The organism is Tenuibacillus multivorans, from assembly GCF_900103915.1.
Lineage (GTDB): Bacteria > Bacillota > Bacilli > Bacillales > Alkalibacillaceae > Tenuibacillus > Tenuibacillus multivorans.
On the sequence record NZ_FNIG01000007.1, the window covers coordinates 1 to 20025 of the forward strand.

At 36.6% G+C, this 20025-nt stretch carries 24 protein-coding genes, 1 pseudogene and 2 riboswitches; of the genes and pseudogenes, 3 read left to right on the forward strand and 22 right to left on the reverse strand.

Going from position 1 to position 20025, the window contains the following annotated elements:
* The 15 genes from BLP77_RS10970 to BLP77_RS11035 all read right to left on the reverse strand — a co-directional run.
* A partial coding sequence (locus BLP77_RS10970) for a helix-turn-helix domain-containing protein (RefSeq protein ID WP_143001430.1) occupies positions 1-274 on the reverse strand: 274 nt, incomplete at its 3' end.
* Between the two features lie 284 nt (positions 275-558).
* Positions 559-870 (reverse strand): hypothetical protein, encoded by a 312-nt coding sequence (locus BLP77_RS10975; protein ID WP_093857183.1) that lies wholly within the window; start codon positions 868-870, stop codon positions 559-561.
* Positions 871-1225: 355 nt separating this feature from the next.
* Positions 1226-1621, reverse strand: coding sequence for a transcriptional regulator SpxA (spxA, locus tag BLP77_RS10980; RefSeq protein WP_093857184.1), 396 nt, complete (start codon positions 1619-1621; stop codon positions 1226-1228).
* A gap of 154 nt (positions 1622-1775) precedes the next feature.
* Complete coding sequence (locus BLP77_RS10985; protein WP_093857185.1) at positions 1776-2762, reverse strand: ring-cleaving dioxygenase; 987 nt, start codon at positions 2760-2762, stop codon at positions 1776-1778.
* A gap of 92 nt (positions 2763-2854) precedes the next feature.
* On the reverse strand, positions 2855-3310 hold the full coding sequence (locus tag BLP77_RS10990) for a MarR family winged helix-turn-helix transcriptional regulator (RefSeq protein WP_093857186.1): 456 nt from the start codon (positions 3308-3310) through the stop codon (positions 2855-2857).
* A 298-nt stretch (positions 3311-3608) separates the two neighbouring features.
* A complete protein-coding gene (locus BLP77_RS10995) occupies positions 3609-4364 on the reverse strand; it encodes an SDR family NAD(P)-dependent oxidoreductase (protein WP_093857187.1) in 756 nt (251 codons plus the stop codon).
* A 281-nt stretch (positions 4365-4645) separates the two neighbouring features.
* Positions 4646-6043: a Fe-S cluster assembly protein SufB gene (gene sufB / locus BLP77_RS11000; protein ID WP_093857188.1), complete on the reverse strand. Its 1398-nt coding sequence runs from the start codon at positions 6041-6043 to the stop codon at positions 4646-4648.
* A gap of 42 nt (positions 6044-6085) precedes the next feature.
* Entirely contained in the window at positions 6086-6529 is a 444-nt protein-coding gene (gene sufU / locus BLP77_RS11005; RefSeq protein WP_093857189.1) for a Fe-S cluster assembly sulfur transfer protein SufU, read from the reverse strand.
* Positions 6519-7739, reverse strand: a complete 1221-nt coding sequence (locus tag BLP77_RS11010) for a cysteine desulfurase (protein ID WP_093857190.1) — start codon at positions 7737-7739, stop codon at positions 6519-6521. The genes sufU and BLP77_RS11010 overlap by 11 nt, the downstream gene beginning before the upstream one ends.
* Positions 7739-9046 carry a Fe-S cluster assembly protein SufD gene (gene sufD / locus BLP77_RS11015; protein ID WP_093857191.1) on the reverse strand — a complete coding sequence of 436 codons (1308 nt, stop codon included), beginning with the start codon at positions 9044-9046 and terminating at the stop codon, positions 7739-7741. Before sufD ends, BLP77_RS11010 begins: the two co-directional genes overlap by 1 nt.
* A gap of 20 nt (positions 9047-9066) precedes the next feature.
* Positions 9067-9852 (reverse strand): Fe-S cluster assembly ATPase SufC, encoded by a 786-nt coding sequence (sufC, locus tag BLP77_RS11020; protein ID WP_093857192.1) that lies wholly within the window; start codon positions 9850-9852, stop codon positions 9067-9069.
* Positions 9853-10286: 434 nt separating this feature from the next.
* Positions 10287-10427 carry a YuzK family famiily protein gene (locus BLP77_RS15860; protein WP_176753052.1) on the reverse strand — a complete coding sequence of 47 codons (141 nt, stop codon included), beginning with the start codon at positions 10425-10427 and terminating at the stop codon, positions 10287-10289.
* A 247-nt stretch (positions 10428-10674) separates the two neighbouring features.
* Positions 10675-11583, reverse strand: a complete 909-nt coding sequence (locus BLP77_RS11025) for a MetQ/NlpA family ABC transporter substrate-binding protein (protein WP_093857193.1) — start codon at positions 11581-11583, stop codon at positions 10675-10677.
* 21 nt (positions 11584-11604) lie between these two features.
* Positions 11605-12273 carry a methionine ABC transporter permease gene (locus BLP77_RS11030; protein ID WP_093857194.1) on the reverse strand — a complete coding sequence of 223 codons (669 nt, stop codon included), beginning with the start codon at positions 12271-12273 and terminating at the stop codon, positions 11605-11607.
* The gene (locus tag BLP77_RS11035; protein ID WP_093857195.1) at positions 12263-13291 is read right to left on the reverse strand and encodes a methionine ABC transporter ATP-binding protein; all 1029 of its coding nucleotides are present in this window, start codon (positions 13289-13291) and stop codon (positions 12263-12265) included. The genes BLP77_RS11030 and BLP77_RS11035 overlap by 11 nt, the downstream gene beginning before the upstream one ends.
* Before the next feature lie 110 nt (positions 13292-13401).
* A riboswitch (SAM riboswitch) is annotated at positions 13402-13509 on the reverse strand.
* Positions 13510-13584: 75 nt separating this feature from the next.
* A riboswitch (SAM riboswitch) is annotated at positions 13585-13694 on the reverse strand.
* Between the two features lie 82 nt (positions 13695-13776).
* On the opposite strand from BLP77_RS11035, the gene BLP77_RS11040 reads away from it, so the two are divergent.
* Positions 13777-14196 carry a TlpA disulfide reductase family protein gene (locus BLP77_RS11040; protein WP_093857196.1) on the forward strand — a complete coding sequence of 140 codons (420 nt, stop codon included), beginning with the start codon at positions 13777-13779 and terminating at the stop codon, positions 14194-14196.
* A 39-nt stretch (positions 14197-14235) separates the two neighbouring features.
* On the opposite strand, the gene BLP77_RS11045 is transcribed toward BLP77_RS11040, so the two are convergent.
* The 4 genes from BLP77_RS11045 to BLP77_RS11060 form a co-directional block, all read right to left on the reverse strand.
* Positions 14236-14547 (reverse strand): thioredoxin family protein, encoded by a 312-nt coding sequence (locus BLP77_RS11045; RefSeq protein WP_093857197.1) that lies wholly within the window; start codon positions 14545-14547, stop codon positions 14236-14238.
* Positions 14548-14549: 2 nt separating this feature from the next.
* On the reverse strand, positions 14550-14909 hold the full coding sequence (locus BLP77_RS11050; RefSeq protein WP_093857198.1) for a toprim domain-containing protein: 360 nt from the start codon (positions 14907-14909) through the stop codon (positions 14550-14552).
* A gap of 136 nt (positions 14910-15045) precedes the next feature.
* Positions 15046-15429, reverse strand: a complete 384-nt coding sequence (gene gcvH / locus BLP77_RS11055) for a glycine cleavage system protein GcvH (RefSeq protein ID WP_093857199.1) — start codon at positions 15427-15429, stop codon at positions 15046-15048.
* A 78-nt stretch (positions 15430-15507) separates the two neighbouring features.
* Positions 15508-15864: an arsenate reductase family protein gene (locus BLP77_RS11060; protein ID WP_093857200.1), complete on the reverse strand. Its 357-nt coding sequence runs from the start codon at positions 15862-15864 to the stop codon at positions 15508-15510.
* 270 nt (positions 15865-16134) lie between these two features.
* Between BLP77_RS11060 and BLP77_RS11065 the strand changes: the two genes are divergently transcribed.
* Entirely contained in the window at positions 16135-17739 is a 1605-nt protein-coding gene (locus BLP77_RS11065; protein WP_093857201.1) for a DUF1670 domain-containing protein, read from the forward strand.
* A gap of 416 nt (positions 17740-18155) precedes the next feature.
* On the opposite strand, the gene BLP77_RS11070 is transcribed toward BLP77_RS11065, so the two are convergent.
* Positions 18156-18500 carry a hypothetical protein gene (locus BLP77_RS11070; RefSeq protein WP_093857202.1) on the reverse strand — a complete coding sequence of 115 codons (345 nt, stop codon included), beginning with the start codon at positions 18498-18500 and terminating at the stop codon, positions 18156-18158.
* Between the two features lie 221 nt (positions 18501-18721).
* On the opposite strand from BLP77_RS11070, the pseudogene BLP77_RS16265 reads away from it, so the two are divergent.
* Positions 18722-18847: pseudogene (locus tag BLP77_RS16265) on the forward strand (IS256 family transposase); the annotation flags it as partial.
* A 287-nt stretch (positions 18848-19134) separates the two neighbouring features.
* Here the strand turns inward: BLP77_RS16265 and BLP77_RS11075 are convergent.
* Both BLP77_RS11075 and BLP77_RS11080 read right to left on the reverse strand, forming a co-directional pair.
* The gene (locus BLP77_RS11075; protein WP_093857203.1) at positions 19135-19668 is read right to left on the reverse strand and encodes a hypothetical protein; all 534 of its coding nucleotides are present in this window, start codon (positions 19666-19668) and stop codon (positions 19135-19137) included.
* 51 nt (positions 19669-19719) lie between these two features.
* The gene (locus BLP77_RS11080) at positions 19720-19944 is read right to left on the reverse strand and encodes a hypothetical protein (protein ID WP_143001431.1); all 225 of its coding nucleotides are present in this window, start codon (positions 19942-19944) and stop codon (positions 19720-19722) included.
* Positions 19945-20025: the final 81 nt, after the last annotated feature.

Here is a 20025-nt window from a genome sequence, read left to right on the forward strand (position 1 = left end):
GGTTCATCTTAAAAGCCGTGGCCGTGTCTTGATAAGAAGCGCCCGTTTGTTTCATAAAGTTTAATACATTTAGCTTAAATTGAACAGGGTAAACTGTTTTTGAACGCTTTCTCATTAAACCTTCCTCACCCAAAACCTTATAAGCATTCACCCACCTTCTTACTTGCTCCTGATTGGGAACACCATATTTTTTAGCCAGCGAAGTGGAACCCAATGGACCTTCCAAGTATTCTTTTACAATTTTCATTTTGAACTCTTTACTATATTTTGCCATATAAAAACACCCCAAAAGTTAGATTTTTTACTCTAACTTTTGGGGTGCAGTACCTTTGATGCTCATTTTTCATTTTTATATCAATGTTCATTCGTATTTAGAGTAGTTATTTACACAGGAAAATGCAACTCAATTTTCAAACATACAATAATTATAAAGACCTGCAAAATCACGTGCAAAAACTAATGCAATTTCTACAACCAAAAAAGAGCAAATTCCTTATCGGAAAATGCTCAGTCTTATTAAACTAACGCCCCCAGTTTGTTGAAGAACAGAAGTAGCTATCATTTACTTTTTTTGTTATATACGATTGCAGTAATTACATTAAGTACAATAGTCACTACAGCAAGTAGGGAAGAAAGGCGAACTACAGCTTTAGAAGTGTCCATAAGCGCCGCCCAATCCTCTATCTTGACTAAGTAATCGTTATATAAAATTTGAAAACATAGCGAGATTACACAGGCACTAATACTTGCAATCGAAAACAAGGCCCATTTTTTGTTATTATCCTTATTATGCCTTGCTAAACTTGCAATAGGCAATATCCATGCAATCAAACCCAGCACAAGGCTTCCTAAATTCAACCAACCATACATTATAATGTCCCCTTTCTAAATCTAATTCATATTCTCTTCGATTATTTTCTTGAGTTTGAAAAAGCCTGTAAGTAACTTCAATTAAGTTAAATTCTACTGTTAGAATAATAATCCTTCTTCCACATAACGGCCCCGTTAGTCGAATAACGTTATTTAACTTATTTTACCATATAGAAGTTAATTATCCTAACATTCTTTCAATTATTTATTCAATTTGGGGTACAAAAAGCCTTACATTTTAGACTACAATTTCATATGAAATAAGTAGTTCAATTAGGGGTACAAATTACAATTTTGTACTCCAAAACTGAACTACTTATACTTACGCATAGGAGCTTTCTTTATAGATATATTTTTAATTGATTAATTTTTGAGCTTCATGTAAATGAAATGACCGAACTGTTCGAGGTAGAAATCTGCGGATCTCGTCCTCGTTAAATCCTACTTGCAAGCGTTTTTCATCAACCATGATTGGTCTTTTTAAAATAGCAGGATTTTCTTGAATCAACGTGTATAAATCTTCCATTGTTAACTGGTTAATATCAACATCCAGTTCCTGAAATACTTTTGAACGCTTTGAAATAATTTCTCCCGTCCCATCTTCAGTTAAGCGTAATATTTCTTTTATCTCATCTATCGAAATCGTCTCAGAAAATAAATTTCGTTCTTTAAACGGAATTTCATTCTCTTGAAACCATGCTTTTGCCTTTCTACAGGATGTACAACTTGGTGTTACAAAAAGGGTTACCATTAAATCACCTCAATTTCTTAATTAAACCTAACCATTTCCTAAATAAAAGGCTTCCATTTGTAGATTAAGAAAGGCTAAATTTTCGCTCTCTAATACTTGACTCTTATAATAGGAATTGAGAAAACACACAATAAATGTAACCATTTAACAATTTTTAATCTTCATATACCTTATCAAATTCTTTTGTACTTCTTACTGTATCAATTGGGCGAACTATCCTTTCTATCTCTGTACGTTTAGGCTCTAAGAATGGAGGTAATGATAATTTTTCTCCAAGCGTTTCATAAGGTTCATCTCCCATAAAACCAGGGCCATCTGTAGCAAACTCAAATAAAATCTGTGGTGCAACTCTGGCGTATAACGACTCAAAGAAGTGACGATCTACATAACCGGATGTAGGGAAATCAAAACGACTCATCCGCTCAATCCACTCTTCTAAGACTGCGCGATCCTCAACGCGGAATGCTGCATGATGCACGGTTCCAAATCCTTGGCGTGCAGGTGGTAGAACCGTATTTTTTTCAACATAGATTTGCGCACCATTGCCACCTTCACCAACTTCAAACAAATGCAATGATCCTTCCTGTGCAATTTCTTTAAATAGAAGTACTTTTTCTAATACTTCTTTAAAATAATCAAACTGGTCAATGCGCACATGAATTGGCCCTAATCCTGTAATCGCATATTCTAAAGGTACTGGCCCTTTTTGCCATGGTGTACCCGAAGCAACCCCATTATTATTTTCATCAGAAATCAATTGATATTGTTGATCGTCAAAATCAACAAAAGATAATGTCTTTACACCAAAAGTTTCTTTAATCCCTGTATGTTTCACTTCCAATCGATCGAAACGTTTTACCCAATATTCTAATGCTTCATCTGTTGGAACACGGAAAGATGTTTTGAAAATTTCATTCGTTCCATGCTCACCTTTAGGAATTCCTGGGAAATCAAAAAATGTCATATCGGTTCCCGCATTACCCTTATCATCTGCGAAAAACAGGTGATACGTTTGAATATCATCCTGGTTAACTGTTTTCTTAACTAAACGCATTCCTAAAACATAAGTGAAAAATTCATAGTTCTTTTCTGCACTGCTAGTAATAGCCGTTACATGGTGCATTCCTTTTAATTGATTCATTTATATCCCTCCAAAAAACCCAATTTTTAATCTAAATCAAATCAATTACATCCAATTCATATATTACTAATCCGAGATAATTGCAAAAAAAATTAGATACCCTTTGCATAGTATCCTAATTTTTTTAATTGTTGAATCATGGTCTCTTTCTCATTAGTGTCTAAACCAGCTAAAATCTGTTGGATTGCCATTTTGTGTTTAGGAAAGATGTCATCCATTAAATCCTTACCTTCTGATGTTATGGCTGCAAAGGTGATTCTACGATCTGTTGGACAAGGTTTTCTCATTATAAAGTTTTTCTTCTCTAACTTATCCACCACATACGTAATACTACTACTAGCAATCAATACTTTTTCACCAATTTTTTGTATTGGTTGATCACCTTTATTGTAAATCAACTCAAGAACAGCAAATTCAGTTGGGTTTAGTCCTAGACATTTTATATCTTCTAAAACACGTTTTTCGATTGCATCTAAAGTTCGGGTTAAAACAATAAATAACTTTAGAGATAATTCTTCCTCTTGTTGAAGTTTGGTCTGATCATTCATGAATAAACACCCCCCTAAATACATCCCGAAATCGAGATATTTATCTAATAAACTACTATGTTTTGAATTAATTTATCTCGAATTCGTATATCTTTAATTAATAGTATTGCATGATATTTTTAAAATGTCAATTATTTAATAAGATAATTTCCATAAACAATTAGAAAATCTTGTATCAACCCGGTTTGTACATTAAATAAATAACCACCCTAATGTTTTTAATAAGGATGGTTATTCAAGAAATTTTTTAACTTATGTTCTAAAAATCAGAATGTTTTTTTCGTTGTTATATTAATACTTATAACGCTCCCATACCACCGTCAACTCTATACTGAACTCCAGTGATAAACGTGCTTTCATCAGAAGCAAGGAATAAAACTAAATTAGCAATGTCATCTGATTCACCATATCGACCTAATGGAATGCTTTGTGCTAATGTTTCCTGTTCCGTTTCCAATCCTTCTTCTAATGAACGCATCATTCTAGTATTAACTGGTGATGGGTGAACTGAATTCACACGTACATTAGCATTGGCTACTTCAATAGCTGATGCTTTTGTTAATCCAACTACTGCGTGTTTCGAGGCAATATATGGTGATACACCAGGACTACCGCTTAATCCAGCTACTGATGAAGTGTTGATCACACTGCCATAACCCTGTTTAGTCATAACTGGCAATACATATTTCAAGCCTAAAAATGAGCCGCGTACATTGACATTAATTACTTTATCGAATTCCTCCATTTTTTGATCCACAAGAGGCGCTACATTTCCTTCAATTCCTGCATTGTTAAAGAACACATCAATTTTACCAAAATGCTCAACTGCTTTATTAACATAGTTTTCAACATCAGTTTCTTTTGAAACGTCTGCTTGAACTGTGAGTACCTCACCTGAAGAGTCAAGTTCTTCTTTAACTTTTTGAAGTGAATCTTCAAATAAATCGACTAAAACAACTTTAGCTCCCTCTTTTAGGAATCTTTCTGCTGTTACTTTACCGATGCCTCCTACTCCACCTGTAATGACTGCAACTTTCCCTGATAGTCTGTCCATGGTATTACCTCCTATATTTTATCTTAATTAAAGTATCTCTATTTCGAGATACCTTAATTTAAGATAATTATAAACCCGTCATTTTAATTTTGCAAAAGAGATGCTTATCTTAATTAAAGAAAAACTTTGTCATATCTAACACACTCTTAAGGTGGAACAAAAAAGTTTCTTTATACACCTTTAAAGAAGCATAAGGATTGACGAGTCGCAAATGAGGTACAAATGTTTTATAATGTAAAAAACCCCCGCCACAAACACTGTTGTGGCGGGGGTTAAGGAAGTTAACCTATACTACCTTCCATTTCGAATTTTATGAGTCGATTCATTTCAACTGCATATTCCATTGGAAGTTCTTTTGTAAATGGTTCAATGAAGCCCATTACGATCATTTCTGTTGCTTCTTCTTCAGAAATACCGCGGCTCATAAGATAGAATAACTGTTCTTCAGATACTTTTGATACTTTTGCTTCGTGTTCTAATGAAATGTTTTCATTTTTTATTTCGTTGTAAGGAATTGTGTCTGACGTTGATTCGTTATCCATAATTAATGTGTCACATTCAATATTAGAACGTGCACCGTCAGCCTTCCTACCAAAGTCTACTATACCTCGGTAAGTAACTTTACCGCCCTGTTTAGAAATGGATTTAGACACGATAGTTGATGACGTATTTGGTGCTAAGTGATGCATTTTCGCGCCGGCATCTTGGTGCTGACCTTTACCAGCTAACGCGATAGAAAGTGTTGTACCACGTGCACCTTCACCTTTTAGAATTACGGATGGATATTTCATCGTTAACTTAGAGCCTAAGTTACCGTCGATCCACTCCATCGTCCCGTTAGCGTCAGCTGAAGCACGTTTTGTAACTAGGTTATAAACGTTGTTTGCCCAGTTTTGAATCGTTGTATAACGGCAGTACGCATCTTTTTTAACAAATATTTCAACTACCGCACTGTGTAGTGAGTTTGTTGTATAAACTGGTGCAGTACAACCCTCTACATAGTGAACGGAAGAACCTTCATCTGCAATGATTAACGTACGTTCAAATTGACCCATATTCTCAGAGTTAATACGGAAGTACGCTTGTAGTGGTGTTTCCACTTTTGTATTTTTCGGTACATAGATGAAAGAACCACCTGACCATACTGCAGAGTTCAATGCTGCGAATTTGTTGTCGGAAGCTGGAATTAGTTTTCCGAAATGTTCACGGAAAATATCTTCATTTTCTTTTAGTGCTGTATCAGTATCTTTGAACACAACACCCATTTCTTCTAATTCTTTTTCCATGTTGTGATAAACAACTTCTGACTCATACTGAGCTGATACACCAGCCAGATATTTTTGTTCTGCCTCTGGAATACCTAAGCGATCAAACGTTTGTTTAATCTCTTCAGGTACTTCATCCCAAGAACGTTGAGATGCCTCAGAAGGTTTAACATAATAAGTGATTTCATCAAAATCAAGCTCCGCTAAGTCTCCGCCCCATTGAGGCATTGGCTTACTGTAGAATTGTTCTAAAGATTTTAAGCGGAAGTCTAGCATCCATTCCGGTTCATCTTTCTGCTTAGAAATTTCACGCACAACTTTTTCTGTTAGGCCACGTTCTGTACGGAAAATCGACACGTCGCGATCATGGAAACCATATTTGTAATCGCCGATTTCAGGTGCCTTTTTAGCCATGGTGATACCCCTCCTTTAATATAATTAAATCCAAAATCCTAATTATTCCTTCTCTACACCTTGCTCCATGGCCTTCCAAGCTAATGTTGCACATTTAATACGTGCAGGGAACTTAGAAACACCTTGGAGCGCTTGAATATCTCCTAAATCCTCTATTTTATATTCATTTGTGTCTGCATCATTACCTAACATCATATCAGAAAACATATGAGAAATCTTTATGGCATCCTCTACAGGTTTTCCGATGATGACTTGAGTCATCATTGATGCTGATGACATACTAATTGAACAACCTTCGCCTTCATACTTAGCGTCTTGAACGACACCATCTTCAATTTTTAATTGTAAATCAATTCGGTCGCCGCAAGTCGGGTTATTCATTTCGACTGTGATATGGTCACCTTCAAGCTGCCCTCTGTTTCTTGGGTTCTTGTAGTGGTCCATAATCACTTGTCTGTAAAGTGTATCTAAGTTATTAAAAGACATCACCAAAATACTCCTTTGTTTTGCGTAATCCTTCTACAAGTTGATCCACATCTTGTTTACTATTATACAGATAAAAGCTAGCTCTTGCAGTAGCAGCGACTTGTAATTCTTTCATTAATGGTTGGGCACAATGATGTCCTGCACGAACTGCGATACCTAGTGAATCAAGTGCAGTAGCTGCATCATGTGGGTGTACATCGCCTAAATTAAAGGTGACGAGGCCAGCTCTTTCTTTTGGACCATAAATTGTGATGTCATCTATTGTTTCCATTTGTTCTAAAGCGTATTTGGCAAGTTCTTCTTCATGCTTTTCAATATTCTCCATACCGATTTCATTTAGAAAGTCAATGGCTGCTCCTAAACCAATAGCACCAGCAATGATTGGTGTTCCACCTTCGAATTTCCAAGGAAGCTCTTTCCACGTTGAATCGTATAGGTTAACGAAATCGATCATCTCACCACCGAATTCAACTGGCTCCATATTTTCAAGTAAGGATTGTTTACCGTATAGAACACCTATACCGGTTGGACCACACATTTTATGTCCAGAAAATGCATAGAAGTCTACGTCTAGATCTTGAACATCAACCCTCATATGTGGAACACTTTGTGCACCGTCGACAACGATAACCGCTCCATTGTCATGCGCGATTTTAGTCACTTCTTTTATTGGATTGATCGTACCTAATACATTGGATACATGTGACATGGCTACAATTTTTGTTTTTGATGTAACCAATTCGCGTACGTCGTCTAATGATATCGTACCATCTTCCTGTAACGGGATATATTTTAGTTTCGCACCCGTTACTTTCGCAACTTGTTGCCATGGGATGATATTACTATGGTGCTCCATTTTCGTTAAAACAATCTCGTCGCCTTCAGAAAGATTTTCCCGAGCATAACTATGGGCAACAGTATTAATAGCGGTTGTTGTGCCTCGTGTAAAGACAACTTCCTTAATATTTTTAGCATTAATAAACTGTTTAACTTTCTCACGGGCACCTTCATAACCTTCTGTCGCTCTTGTTCCTAGCGTATGAACACCACGGTGAACATTAGAATTATAGCCTTCGTAATATTCACTTAGAGCATGAATGACAGAACTTGGCTTTTGTGAGGTTGCAGCACTATCTAAATATACTAAACGATGTTCGTTTACCTCTTGGTCCAGTATAGGGAACTGTTTACGAACTTCTTCATTCAACATTAATAAACTTTCCCTTCGATAACTTCACGCAACTGTGCTTGAACGGTCTCGATAGGGATTTCCCGAACAACTGGACTTAAGAAACCATGGATCACTAAACGTTCAGCTTCTTGTTGTGAAATACCACGGCTCATCAAATAATATAGTTGAATCGGATCAACACGACCAACAGATGCCGCGTGACCAGCTGTTACATCATCTTCATCGATTAATAAAATTGGGTTAGCATCACCGCGCGAACCTTGGTCTAACATAAGAACACGCGATTCTTGTTCAGCGTTGGCTTTTGTTGCACCATGTTCAATTTTTCCAATTCCGTTAAAGATGGACGTTGCATTGTCTTTCATAACCCCATGTTGCAGGATGTAACCTTCTGATTCCTTACCATAGTGCACAATTTTTGCTGTGAAGTCTTGTTTTTGATCTCCACGACCTACTGATACGGCTTTAGCATACGAATAAGAGTTATCCCCCATCAAATAAGTGACGTTATCTGAAATTGTATTTCCGTCATTCATTTGACCTAAAGCCCATTCGATCGTTGCGTCGCGTTGAGCAACTCCACGACGGTTTACATATGTTGTTGTACCTTTTTCAAAGTTATCAACCGCACCGTATGATACGTTTGCGCCGTCTAAAGCAAATACTTCACTGACGATATTTGCAACAGCTTCTTCATTTTTGTTTTCAGATACATAGTTTTCTAAATAAGTCACTTCACTATGCTGATCTGCAACTAATAATACGTGGTTGAATAAGGCAGCCTCAGGGTCTTCTTGCCAGAAAACGATCTGGATAGGTTCTTCTACTTTTACATTCTTAGGTACATATAAGAATACACCACTATTTAATAACGCAGCATGACGAGCCGTTAATTTATGTTCATCAACTGAAACGCCGTCTTGCATAAAATACTTTTTAACAAGGTCTTCATTTTCGTTCATAGCTGTAAAAATGTCTTTGAAAACAACACCTTTATCTTGAAGCTCCGGTGATAACGATGCATGAGCAACATCATTGTTACGAACGATGATTAAGTTTTCACTCGTGGATTTTTCACCAAGTAAAACACGAATTTTTTCTGGAAGTTCTTCAAATTTTTGAACCGCTTCACCCGAAACATCATGTTTGAAGTTTGTGAAATTCCAGTTCTTAAGACGTGTTTTTTCTAACTTAGGCATAGCTAAGTTTTCTGCTGTCTCGATTGCATTTAAACGAACATCGCGAAACCACTGAGGTTCCTTGCGACGCTCGGAATATTGCATTAAATAATCTTTATCGTAAGGTAGCTGTGTTTCCACTGTCATCCCTATTACCTCCTATCAAGTTACGCGTTTTGGCCAATTGTTTCGTCTTCGATACCTAATTCTTCTTTAATCCAGTCATAACCTTCAGCTTCTAAGCGTTCAGCTAACTCAGGTCCACCAGATTTAACAACGCGACCTTGCATCATGACGTGTACATGATCTGGCGTAATATAATCAAGTAAACGCTGATAGTGTGTAATGATTAGGCAACCAAATTCTTCGTTACGCATTTTGTTGATCCCTTTAGATACAACTTTTAATGCGTCGATATCTAGACCAGAGTCAATCTCATCTAAGATTGCCATAGCTGGTTCTAACATCATTAGCTGAAGAATTTCGTTACGTTTTTTCTCACCACCGGAGAAACCTTCATTTAAGTAACGTTGTGCCATGTTTTTATCAATTTCTAAGTAGTCCATTGTTTCGTCCATTTTTTTGATGAACTGCATTAATGGAATTTCATCGCCTTCTTCACGTAGTGAATTAATGGATGAACGTAAGAAGTCAGAGGTTGTTACACCACTAATTTCACTTGGGTATTGCATTGCTAGGAATAAACCTGCTTGAGCACGTTCGTCTACTTCCATTTCTAAAACGTCTTCACCATCTAATAATATAGAACCTTTTGTTACTTCATATTTCGGATGACCCATAACTGCACTAGCTAAAGTTGATTTACCAGTACCATTTGGTCCCATAACCGCGTGGAATTCTCCACCTTTAATGGTTAGATTAACTCCTTTCAAGATTTCTAGTCCTTCAATTTCAACATGAAGATCTTTGATTTCTAATGTTGATCCTGCCATATTAATACCTCCATTTTTGTATATTAAAATTGATGGTCATTCTCAATTTATTCTCATTATAATTTTATAACATTTACAAACTATATTCAACTTATACAATAAGAATAACCATACAGTCTACACCTATTCCATTATATAAAAAAATTTGTAACATTTAAACGAAAAGCCTTTATAAAAGAAAAGCGCAATCGCCCGTTTATCGACGCAGTGACTGGACCGAACGAACTGAGATAAAGGAAACACGACGAGCTTTTGAGTCGATGTTGACTTATCGTAGGGCCGTTTGGGAAGTCACCCAGTCGTTGGGCGCATTGCGCTGGACAATACACGAGAAAGACCAGTTCATTGCATAAAAAAATCCATTGCCACATGGTTTATGGCAATGGATTTTTTCATTTACACTTTAACCTTGGCAATAATCCAAGTTTTCTTTATTAACGATGTAATAAATGATCGATTTCAGCTACCATTTGTCGACTCTTCTTATAGCTTTGTTCACGTTTGCGTTCAATTTGCATACGTTTGTCAAGTCTCTGACTGTACTCTCTATACCCGATGCCGTGCGATTGTTGCATCGCCTTCTCCATCTCGCTTGTGTACGTCAGACTTATGTCATTAAAAATAACAAAATCATCCCTTTCAAAATATTTAACACAAATATAATGATATCACGATATAAGTTTCTGAGAAAATCGCGTGAATGATTATTAATCAAACTCAAAAGGGATATGAGTAAGTGAAGCTCACTCATATCCCTTTGATTTATCATTTATCGCATATCCTCTCGTATAGATGGAATAGGTCTATATCTGATAAAAAGTCCTATTCACTAACCGGAACAACTGCGCCTTCATACTCTTCTTCAATAAATGTTTGAATCTCTTCAGAACGTAGGACTTCAACTAAAGTTTGAAGTGCTTCGTTATTTTCGTCTTCGCTACGTGCAGCAACGACGTTAACATATGGTGATTCTGATCCTTCTAAAATTAAAGCATCTTCAGATGGAACTAACCCCGCTTCAATCGCGTAGTTCGTATTGATCGCAACAAGTGCATCTTCCTCACGGTTATAGAATTCCGGTAAAAGACCTGGTTCAATACTTGCGTCAAATTCAAGATTTAACGGATTGCCATCTTCTGCGATATCATCAATAGTCGCTGAAATAGGTTCTACATCATCTTTAAGTTTAATAAGTCCATGTTCCTGAAGTAATGATAAGATACGCCCATGGTCAGCAACGGAACGGCTCATAATCACATCTGTACCTTCAGGGATGTCCTCCAGATTTGTGATATTTTTAGAATAAACACCCATTGGCTCGATATGAATACCACCAAGGTTGACAAAATCATAACCAAATTCCGCTTTTTGATCATTTAAATAAGGAATGTGCTGGTAGTAGTTGGCATCTAATGTACCATTACTTAAATCCTCATTGGGTAAAATGTATTCTTGGTAAACTTCGATATTTAACTCAATACCTTCCTCTTCTAAAATCGGTTTTGCTTGTTCTAACACCTCAGCGTGCGGAACACTAGTCGCTCCAACCGTAATCTCAACAAGTTCTTCTGCGTCTTCTTCAGATTGCTCCGCATTTTCCTCCTGATTCTCTGCTTGATCACCAGATGCATTGTCGTTTTCTGTATCATTATTCTCTTCTTCGGCTGTTCCACAAGCTACTAAAAAGATTGCCAAAAGTGTGATAGCAAGTAATGAAAATAGTTTTTTCATCATTAATTTCTCCCTTCGAATTTATCTTTTATCTGCTTTTCTTGATAACGCATCACCAATAAATTGGAATATAAAGACGATAATTACAATGAAAATCGTACAAGCAAAGACGACATCAACATCGCGACGTTGGAAGCCTTTCATGTAAGCTAAATCCCCTAAACCACCAGCTCCAATGACACCTGCCATAGCTGTATAACTGATTAAATTAATCGCTGTAACTGTAATACCGGATATTAGGGCAGGCATAGATTCAGGTAAAAGAACTTTGAAAATAATCGTATGCGTCTTAGCTCCCATCGACTTTGCCGCTTCAATGACTCCTTTATCCACCTCCTTAAAGGCAATTTCGACTAACCTTGCGTAAAAAGGTGCTGCCCCGATAATTAATGCAGGTAAAGCAGCCTTTGGTCCGCGATTCGTTCCCATCAAAAAGTCTGTAAATGGGAACAGTAATAAAATTAATATGATAAACGGTATGGCTCGAAATATATTGACGACGGATGCAGTCGCCGAATTGACCATACTGTTTTGTAGCAAATTACCTCTTTCAGTTAAAAATAATAGTAAACCTAACATAATACCTAATAGTAATGTTCCAATAACGGAAATGATCGTCATGTATAACGTTTCATAAGTGGCTGTCCACATATCGTCCATGTTGACATTCGGAAACCAATCACGTAACATCATCAATCACCTCAACTTCCACTCCTGATGACTGAATAAATTTGATCGTCTCATCAATGACCGACCGATTTCCGTCTAGCTCGACATATAATGTGCCGTAAGTCCCTTCTTGAGTTGGCGATATCGAGCCTTGCAAAATATTTATTTCGATATCGAATGTCTTTAGGACATTTGATATTAATGCTCGTTTTGCATCATTACCGATGAAATGAAGTTTAACGACTTCACTGTTTTCTTCTTTCGTTATAAATGGCTTAAGTGAATCTTGATTATGTTCAAGCGGGTTTAATTGTTGGACAAATCGTTTAGCTGTCTTCGATTGCGGCTTTACAAAGACATCTAAGACGTCTCCTTGTTCAACAACCTTCCCTTGATCCATCACTGCAACCCGGTGACAAATTTTCTGAATGACGTGCATTTCGTGTGTAATCATAATAATCGTTAAATTTAATTTCTGATTAATCGAAACAAGTAAATTTAAAATGTCGTCTGTCGTTTCCGGGTCTAGGGCCGACGTGGCTTCATCACAAAGTAATACATCAGGATCATTGGCTAAAGCACGTGCAATACCAACCCGCTGCTTCTGACCTCCACTTAATTGAGATGGATAGGACTGTTCACGTCCGCTTAATCCTACAAGCTCGATCAGTTCCAACACCTTGTCACGACGCTTCTGCTTTGTAACCCCAGCAATTTCTAATGGGAAAGCAATATTTTCGTAAACGGTTCTCGACCACAACAAGTTAAAATGCTGAAAGATCATCCCAATTTTTTGGCGTTCCTTACGTAGCTTATTAACGGATAGTTCAGTAATATTTGTATCATTTATCATTACCTGGCCTTGTGTTGGCTCTTCCAAGCGGTTAATCAAACGAATAAATGTACTTTTGCCTGCACCACTATAACCGATGACACCAAATATGTCTCCGCGTTTGATATCAAGTGTGACATCATCAACAGCTTGTACGTTTTGACTTTTCATTCGATACAGCTTAGATAGTTGTTTAATGGAAATCATCATGAAACTCCCCTCTGTTTATGACCTTTTATCTCTTTAACGCAGTTATATTTTAAATAAATAAAAAACCTTTCCGTCATAAGAGAACAGAAAGGTTTCACTCAATCGTTCTCTTATCTTCCAAAGCCTAAAGCTTTGTTGGAATTAGCACCTGTTAGGAGTTACCTAATGGTTGCCGGGCTTCATTGGGCCAGTCCCTCCACCTCTCTGGATAAGAGTATTATGTGATTTTTATATCAAAAATAAAAAACTCTTTCCTGCAAGCACAAGAAAGAGTCAATTTACGACAGCTTTTCTTATCTTGCAATGATTGAACATTGCTGGAATTAGCACCTGTTAGATATAATATCTAATGGTTGCTGGGTTTCATTGGGCCAGTTCCCTCCACCTCTCTGGATAAGAAATCATTTATTCATATTTTCGATGTTAATTATGTTAGCATGGTATTAAAACTAAGTCAATAAAAAAAATTAAGGATGATCAAAATGAAAGCACCTTTATTTGAACTTCCATATTTGGACGAGCAACAAAAATCCTTCCGACTTGAGGATATCTTGGGTGAAAAGGTTATGGTATTAACCTTTTGGGTTTCATGGTGTCCCGATTGTGCACGAGACTTACCTAAAAAGGAGCAGTTTTATAAAACAATGCACAACAACAATATAGACATGATCACCATCAATGTAACCGACCGAGAACATGGTGAAGATGAGGCACTGAAATATCAGAATCAATTCTTAACGCAACCCGTATTAAAGGATAACGGTCGTGAAGTGTATGACTTATATGAGTGTACATCTGTTCCAACCACGATTGTGATTGACCGTGATGGTGAAATTATTGGTCGCTTTGGGGATCAAGCAGACTTTGTGGAGGTTATTCATACATTGAGCGGTGAATTATAGAAAAAAAGAGCTCAAAGACGATGTAAATCTTTGAGCTCTTTATATTAAATAAGGACCCATTTCCTTTAATACATAAGGAACTGAATGAAATGTATACATACGTTCCACAGGTTCCCCGTCTTTAAAAACGATTAAGCATGGGACGCTTTGGATTTTATATTCCTGCATCAAATCAGGTGCTAATGTAGCATTTAGTTCATAGAATTTTTCTTTTTCTAATGTATCTTCGATGTAATCTAGCATCCGTCTTGCCACTTTACACGTTCCACAAAACGGACTATTCACGAAAACGATGTGGTAGTCCTTTTTTTGAAATAAAAATCTAGCATTATCACTATTGATCTCAATCATCGTTATAACCCTTTCAAGTATTCCACTTTGACATTCATGTTGGCAGCTTGCAAAGTAGAAGCTAACACATATTCAGGTGTATCTTCAACCTGGCGATATTTTTTATCAATATAGATGTTTTCAGCATGAGATAATTCTTGATTCAGCATTTTTCTCAGTTTTTCACCCGGTTCATCTGTATCAGTAAAAATATAAACATCACGGTCGAATAAGTAATAGTCATCTACGAGTTCCTCAATCGCGTGGACCCCTAATGTTCCAAACGTACAAAGTATGAAAACATCTTCATCATCCAAAATTCTCTTAATCCTCTGTTTATCTTGTTTACCTTCTACAATCAATACCTTTGACTCATTATCCATATTATCACCATCTAATCGTATGCTAAAGAAACTCGCTTACTAGAAAGCTTTTTTTAGGAAAAAACTTGAGGCGTTAGTTAGCTAAAATTTATTCTTAAAAAGAAAAGCCGACCCAATTGGATCAGCTTCTTCACACTTATTCTGTATCAATCATGTCCTTATATGCATCTGCATCCATTAAGTTGTCTAGCTCTGACTTGTCGTTTAATTCAACAACAACCATCCAAGCTTTTTCGAATGGAGATTCGTTCACAAACTCAGGGCTGTCCTCAAGTTCCTCGTTAATTTCAACGACTTTACCAGAAACTGGAGCATAAAGCTCAGATACAGTTTTAACAGATTCTACGCTACCGAACGGCTGATCTAAATCTAGTTCATCGCCCTCCTCTGGTAGTTCTACGAATACGATGTCTCCTAGTTCGTCCTGTGCGAAGTCTGTAATTCCAATTCTAACTTTGTCTCCTTCTACTTTGACCCATTCATGTTCTTTAGAATAATAATACTCTTTCGGTAAGCTCATATTTCGACCCTCCAACATACTTTTCTCACAACATAATCATACAACAAAAACGATCATTTTTACACAAACTCATTTAAGTTATTTCCAAGTTTCTGCAAAAGTATCTTCTTTAAACCCTACCGTCACCTGCTGGCCATTGGTAACAATCGGACGTTTAATTAACATTCCATCGGATGCTAATAACTCGACCATCTCATCTTCTGACATGTCTTTCAATTTATCTTTCAAACCTAACTCTCGATATTTCTTTCCAGATGTATTAAAAAACTTTTTAGTCGGTAAATCACTTTTATTAATAAATGATTTTAATTCTGACTGAGACGGAGGGTTGTCCACAATATGTATCGACTCGTATTCAACTCCGTTTTCATCCAACCACTTCAACGCTTTACGACATGTCCCGCATTTCGGATATTGATAGACTGTAACGGTCATTCGAACACCTCCTCAAATGTATGATAACACATTATGATTAGGGCGTCTTTTATCAAAAAAGCAAAGAAATATCTATAGCAAAGTTAAAAAATTTCAATAAAGGGATAAAAAAATTTCAATAAAAAGCATAACTCTTGTGACTCAAGAGTTATGCTTTTCATAAATATAAATAAGGACATTTGTCCGCCCAAATGAAGTTAGACACTTATCAACCTTCTTATTAAACTATAAGTAGAAGGTTGAGAGTGAGAAACAGGGGGGACAAATGAAATGGAAAAAGCTGTTCAAGTCAGACTTGAAGCCAAATCAAGAGATAGCCAACTATTTGAATCATTTGTACACCAATTTGAATTTTCACCTAAGACAGCTGAAGCTATCATCGAAACGGTTAAAGAAACTTATGAGCTGCATCGTTTTGATCCAGACATGGATGGTGAACCAGGTAAAATAAAAAAGCAAGTGATATCGATTAACGCTAAACATTGCCCACAATTAAGGGAATTACCCATGGTTACAGTAACGCTTACGCTCGACCAATTCATGGAGGACCAGGAGGTCCGCCGGCAATTTGGCAGTCGAGGTTTGAGACATACTCGGTTTTGTCGTTTAACGGATGAAGCCATTGACCAAGGTGGTGTCCTCACCCAAGAAGATCTAGCGGATCTTCTTGAAGTAGATGTCAGGACGATCAGACGCGATATTAAGCATCTCACACAAAAGAACATTCGTGTTCAAACAAGAGGTGCTTATCATGATATCGGCCCAACACTGTCCCACAAGGTCTGGATTGTGGGCTTATACTTACAATACAAAACGTACTCAGAAATTGCGAGAAAAACCAAGCATTCCACGACATCTATAAAACGCTATATTAAAGACTTCGGACGTGTTGTGATGTGTGTCAAAAAAGAATTATCCGTCGCCGAAACGGCACACATTGCTGGTATTTCCGAAAGAATTACAAGTGAATACTTAGATTTATTCCATGATTATAATACCCTTGAATATGCTGATAGAATTGAAGACATTATAACTAGATCTAACCCTTCCTCACCGCTAGATAAGGGGAAAAAAGGGGGCTATACAATCATGAAAAACAACCAAACCAAAGAAAGTGGGATCACCAAACGAACCTTTCGTAGCGCATTGATTGAGATGCTGGAATCAGAATACAAACTCATTGGGAGCCATAAAGTGATTGAATTAATTGCCGACGATATTTGCCAACTACGAGATGAATTTTATCCCAAAAGTCATGAAACGAGCTTTGGAAACCTCACCTGGGTGACAACGTCCTGTGAGAATGAAAAGCCTAAATTAGGCCAAAGAATCGAAGATTATAAAGCCCAACGAATCGACCTTCCACTGATCAACGAAGAGGATCTAAAACTCGTAAATGGCAAAAGTGCGATACGAGATCAAGTCAAAATCGTTCGGTTAATAAACTCAGCCTTCGAACAAGGTGGTCTTCTTACCCTTGAAGAAATCGGGCTTATGATTAACCGCTCTACCATGACAGTCTCCAAGCGGATTCAGGAATACCAAGAAGAGCATCAGGTCATTTTACCAATCAAAGGTAATCAACTCGATATTGGTCCTGGCGTGACCCACAAAAGGATTATTATTGAGTTATATGAAAAGCAAGTTGCACCACCTGATATAGCCAAAAGACCCCACCATAGTCTTGAAGCCGTCAATCGATATATTAAAGACTATGAAAAAGTGAAATTCCTAGTTAGACGAGGAATTGACACCGACGATATTGTGCATTTGACTGGGCGAGGCAAGAAAGTCATTAAGCAATATATGGAGATATTAAATCGCCATTACCCAGCGTTATTTGAGGACAAATGTCCTGAACAAACAGATGAATAATTCGGACATCTGTCACCGGACTATTGACCTTAGTTTTGTATAAGGTCAAAATGACGAGGACATTTGCCCTGAACCCAACCCTACCAGCGTATAAATTGGAAATTAATTGAAGGAATTGTGGTGGATTGAATGCGCGAAATGTTTTTGTGGTTGGAGGGGCTAGCCCCTCCAACCACAAAACATCAAGAAAACCTAAGTAAAAAAGAGCTATTAAGAGGACAAATGTCCTGAATGTAATAATATAAAAATTGAAAAATGAGACGGTTTGTAAGTCATACAGATTGATCAGAGATATTAAACGAGAGGTTTAAGAAACTAAAAAAGAATTATCAGCATCAATTAAGTGTAAGAAGTGATGACAGTTTCGAAGAAGATAAGAATGTTCCTATCTACTTTTCGTATCGTATTTATAATTCTTAATTAGAGTTAAAAAAATCCAAAACTTCTTGATCATTATTCGTTTCTAATACTTTTCCCTCTGTATCATATATCATAAAAATAGGCGACTCCTTAACTTCTAAGTCTAGGTTGCTTAAATCCTGATGTGACGTTGAAAGATATGTTCGCATTTCATATAAATTATTACCTACAGTAGTTACGATTTCTTGGGTATTAATATCTTCAATATCTGTACCTAAAACAACAACTATAGTATATTTATCTTCTTCATGAGATAAAAATTGTGGCTGTTCATCGGTTGTTGTACACCCCATTAACCCAAAGATAAATAAAAGAGTACTAAACATTGCTATGATACGCAAAAAAAAACACCTCCTATTTTGAATGCGGATTTATTTTAACATATATAGTTTATTTTATAATGTTTTTAGTATAATAAATTCTGTAAATAATACAAGTAAAAAAGAGAGTATAAAATATTTTGTGTCACTAGCGTTGCATAAATGTAGTAAGAATACTCAGTTTATTAACTTTTCCTTATTTTTGCCAAAAAGACAAAGCTTAAACTAAAGGTGGTGCTGTTTCACTTAAACGTTATCTAGTAAGTCAATTCCACGGTTATATTGAAAAACATAGCCTTCGATGTCACAGAAGCTTCGAAAAAGCAAGACCACAACTTCTTGAAATGTTTGATGCGATTGATGCTTAATCTTCTTCAGTCTTTTTAAGTATAGCTGGCTTGAAGAGAGCGTCAAGCAACAATGCAACTTGACCCATTCTTTAAACCAGCTAATTACTTAGTAACTGAAGAAGAAGATCATATTCCGACCTGTAAGGTCGTCAATTAAAGTAAAATTAAAGCTAGCTTAATTTCAATAAGGGTTAGGGAGTAAAGTTATTTACACAAAATTATTGACACTCCCGTAAAAAAAGACAAGGGAACAGAATTTATCCTATCCCTTGTCTTTATATTATTTTATATTTTTAAATCATTTTTTAATTAAAGAACTTAGATAAATCTTGTGGCTCATCTGGAATCATATCATGTTCTTCATTTAGCTTTTCTAAAGTTTCAGGTTTAAATTCGTCATTTGGACCTTCCCAAACAATGTTACCTTCTGCATCAAAAACTCTATGAGTGTGAGGTACAGGCTCAATTTCACCATTTTCAATTTTTTTAAGTTTTTCTTTTGTTTTTTCATCATGTTCGAAAAGTTCAGGTTTATTTTCTACATTGTGGTCATCTGTTGTTAATGTGCTTGAATCCGATAATAAATGTATATAGTCTTGGCTTCCAACATCCCACTGGTGCCAATCGCCTGCAATGTACCCACTTGTATATGTCCAATTTTGGCTACTTAGGTTAGCTTCCTGTGACCAAACATAACTATCATTACTATTAAAATCATAATAAATATAAAAATGTGCTTTTTCACCGAGATCAACAGCTTCTCCAGTACCTGCATAACGATCACCGAATTCATACATGATTTGATAGTAACCATTATCATTATAGTAACCATTTGTCACAACTTCTTGTACAGATACATCACTTTCAGGGTGAGCATAGACATAAGCATCTTACCACATATAAGTAGGGTCAAAGCCTGCGAGGTACCAAGGGGTTATCTCATGTCCATTACTCGGGTTATTATACATAACTACCTCAGCTCGAATTTGATCACCATATTCTAATCCACTAACCGGAGACCATTCAACAGAGGTATCAAATATTGCCCCTTGCCCGTAAGTCCAATTAGAATTATTAAGATAATCACTCTCAATAGTTGTAGCATGACTGGTCATAGACGAGAATCCTAACGAAGTAACTCCAATAACAACAATAGATGTTATCAAACTAAAAAACTTCTTCATAGAAATTCCCTC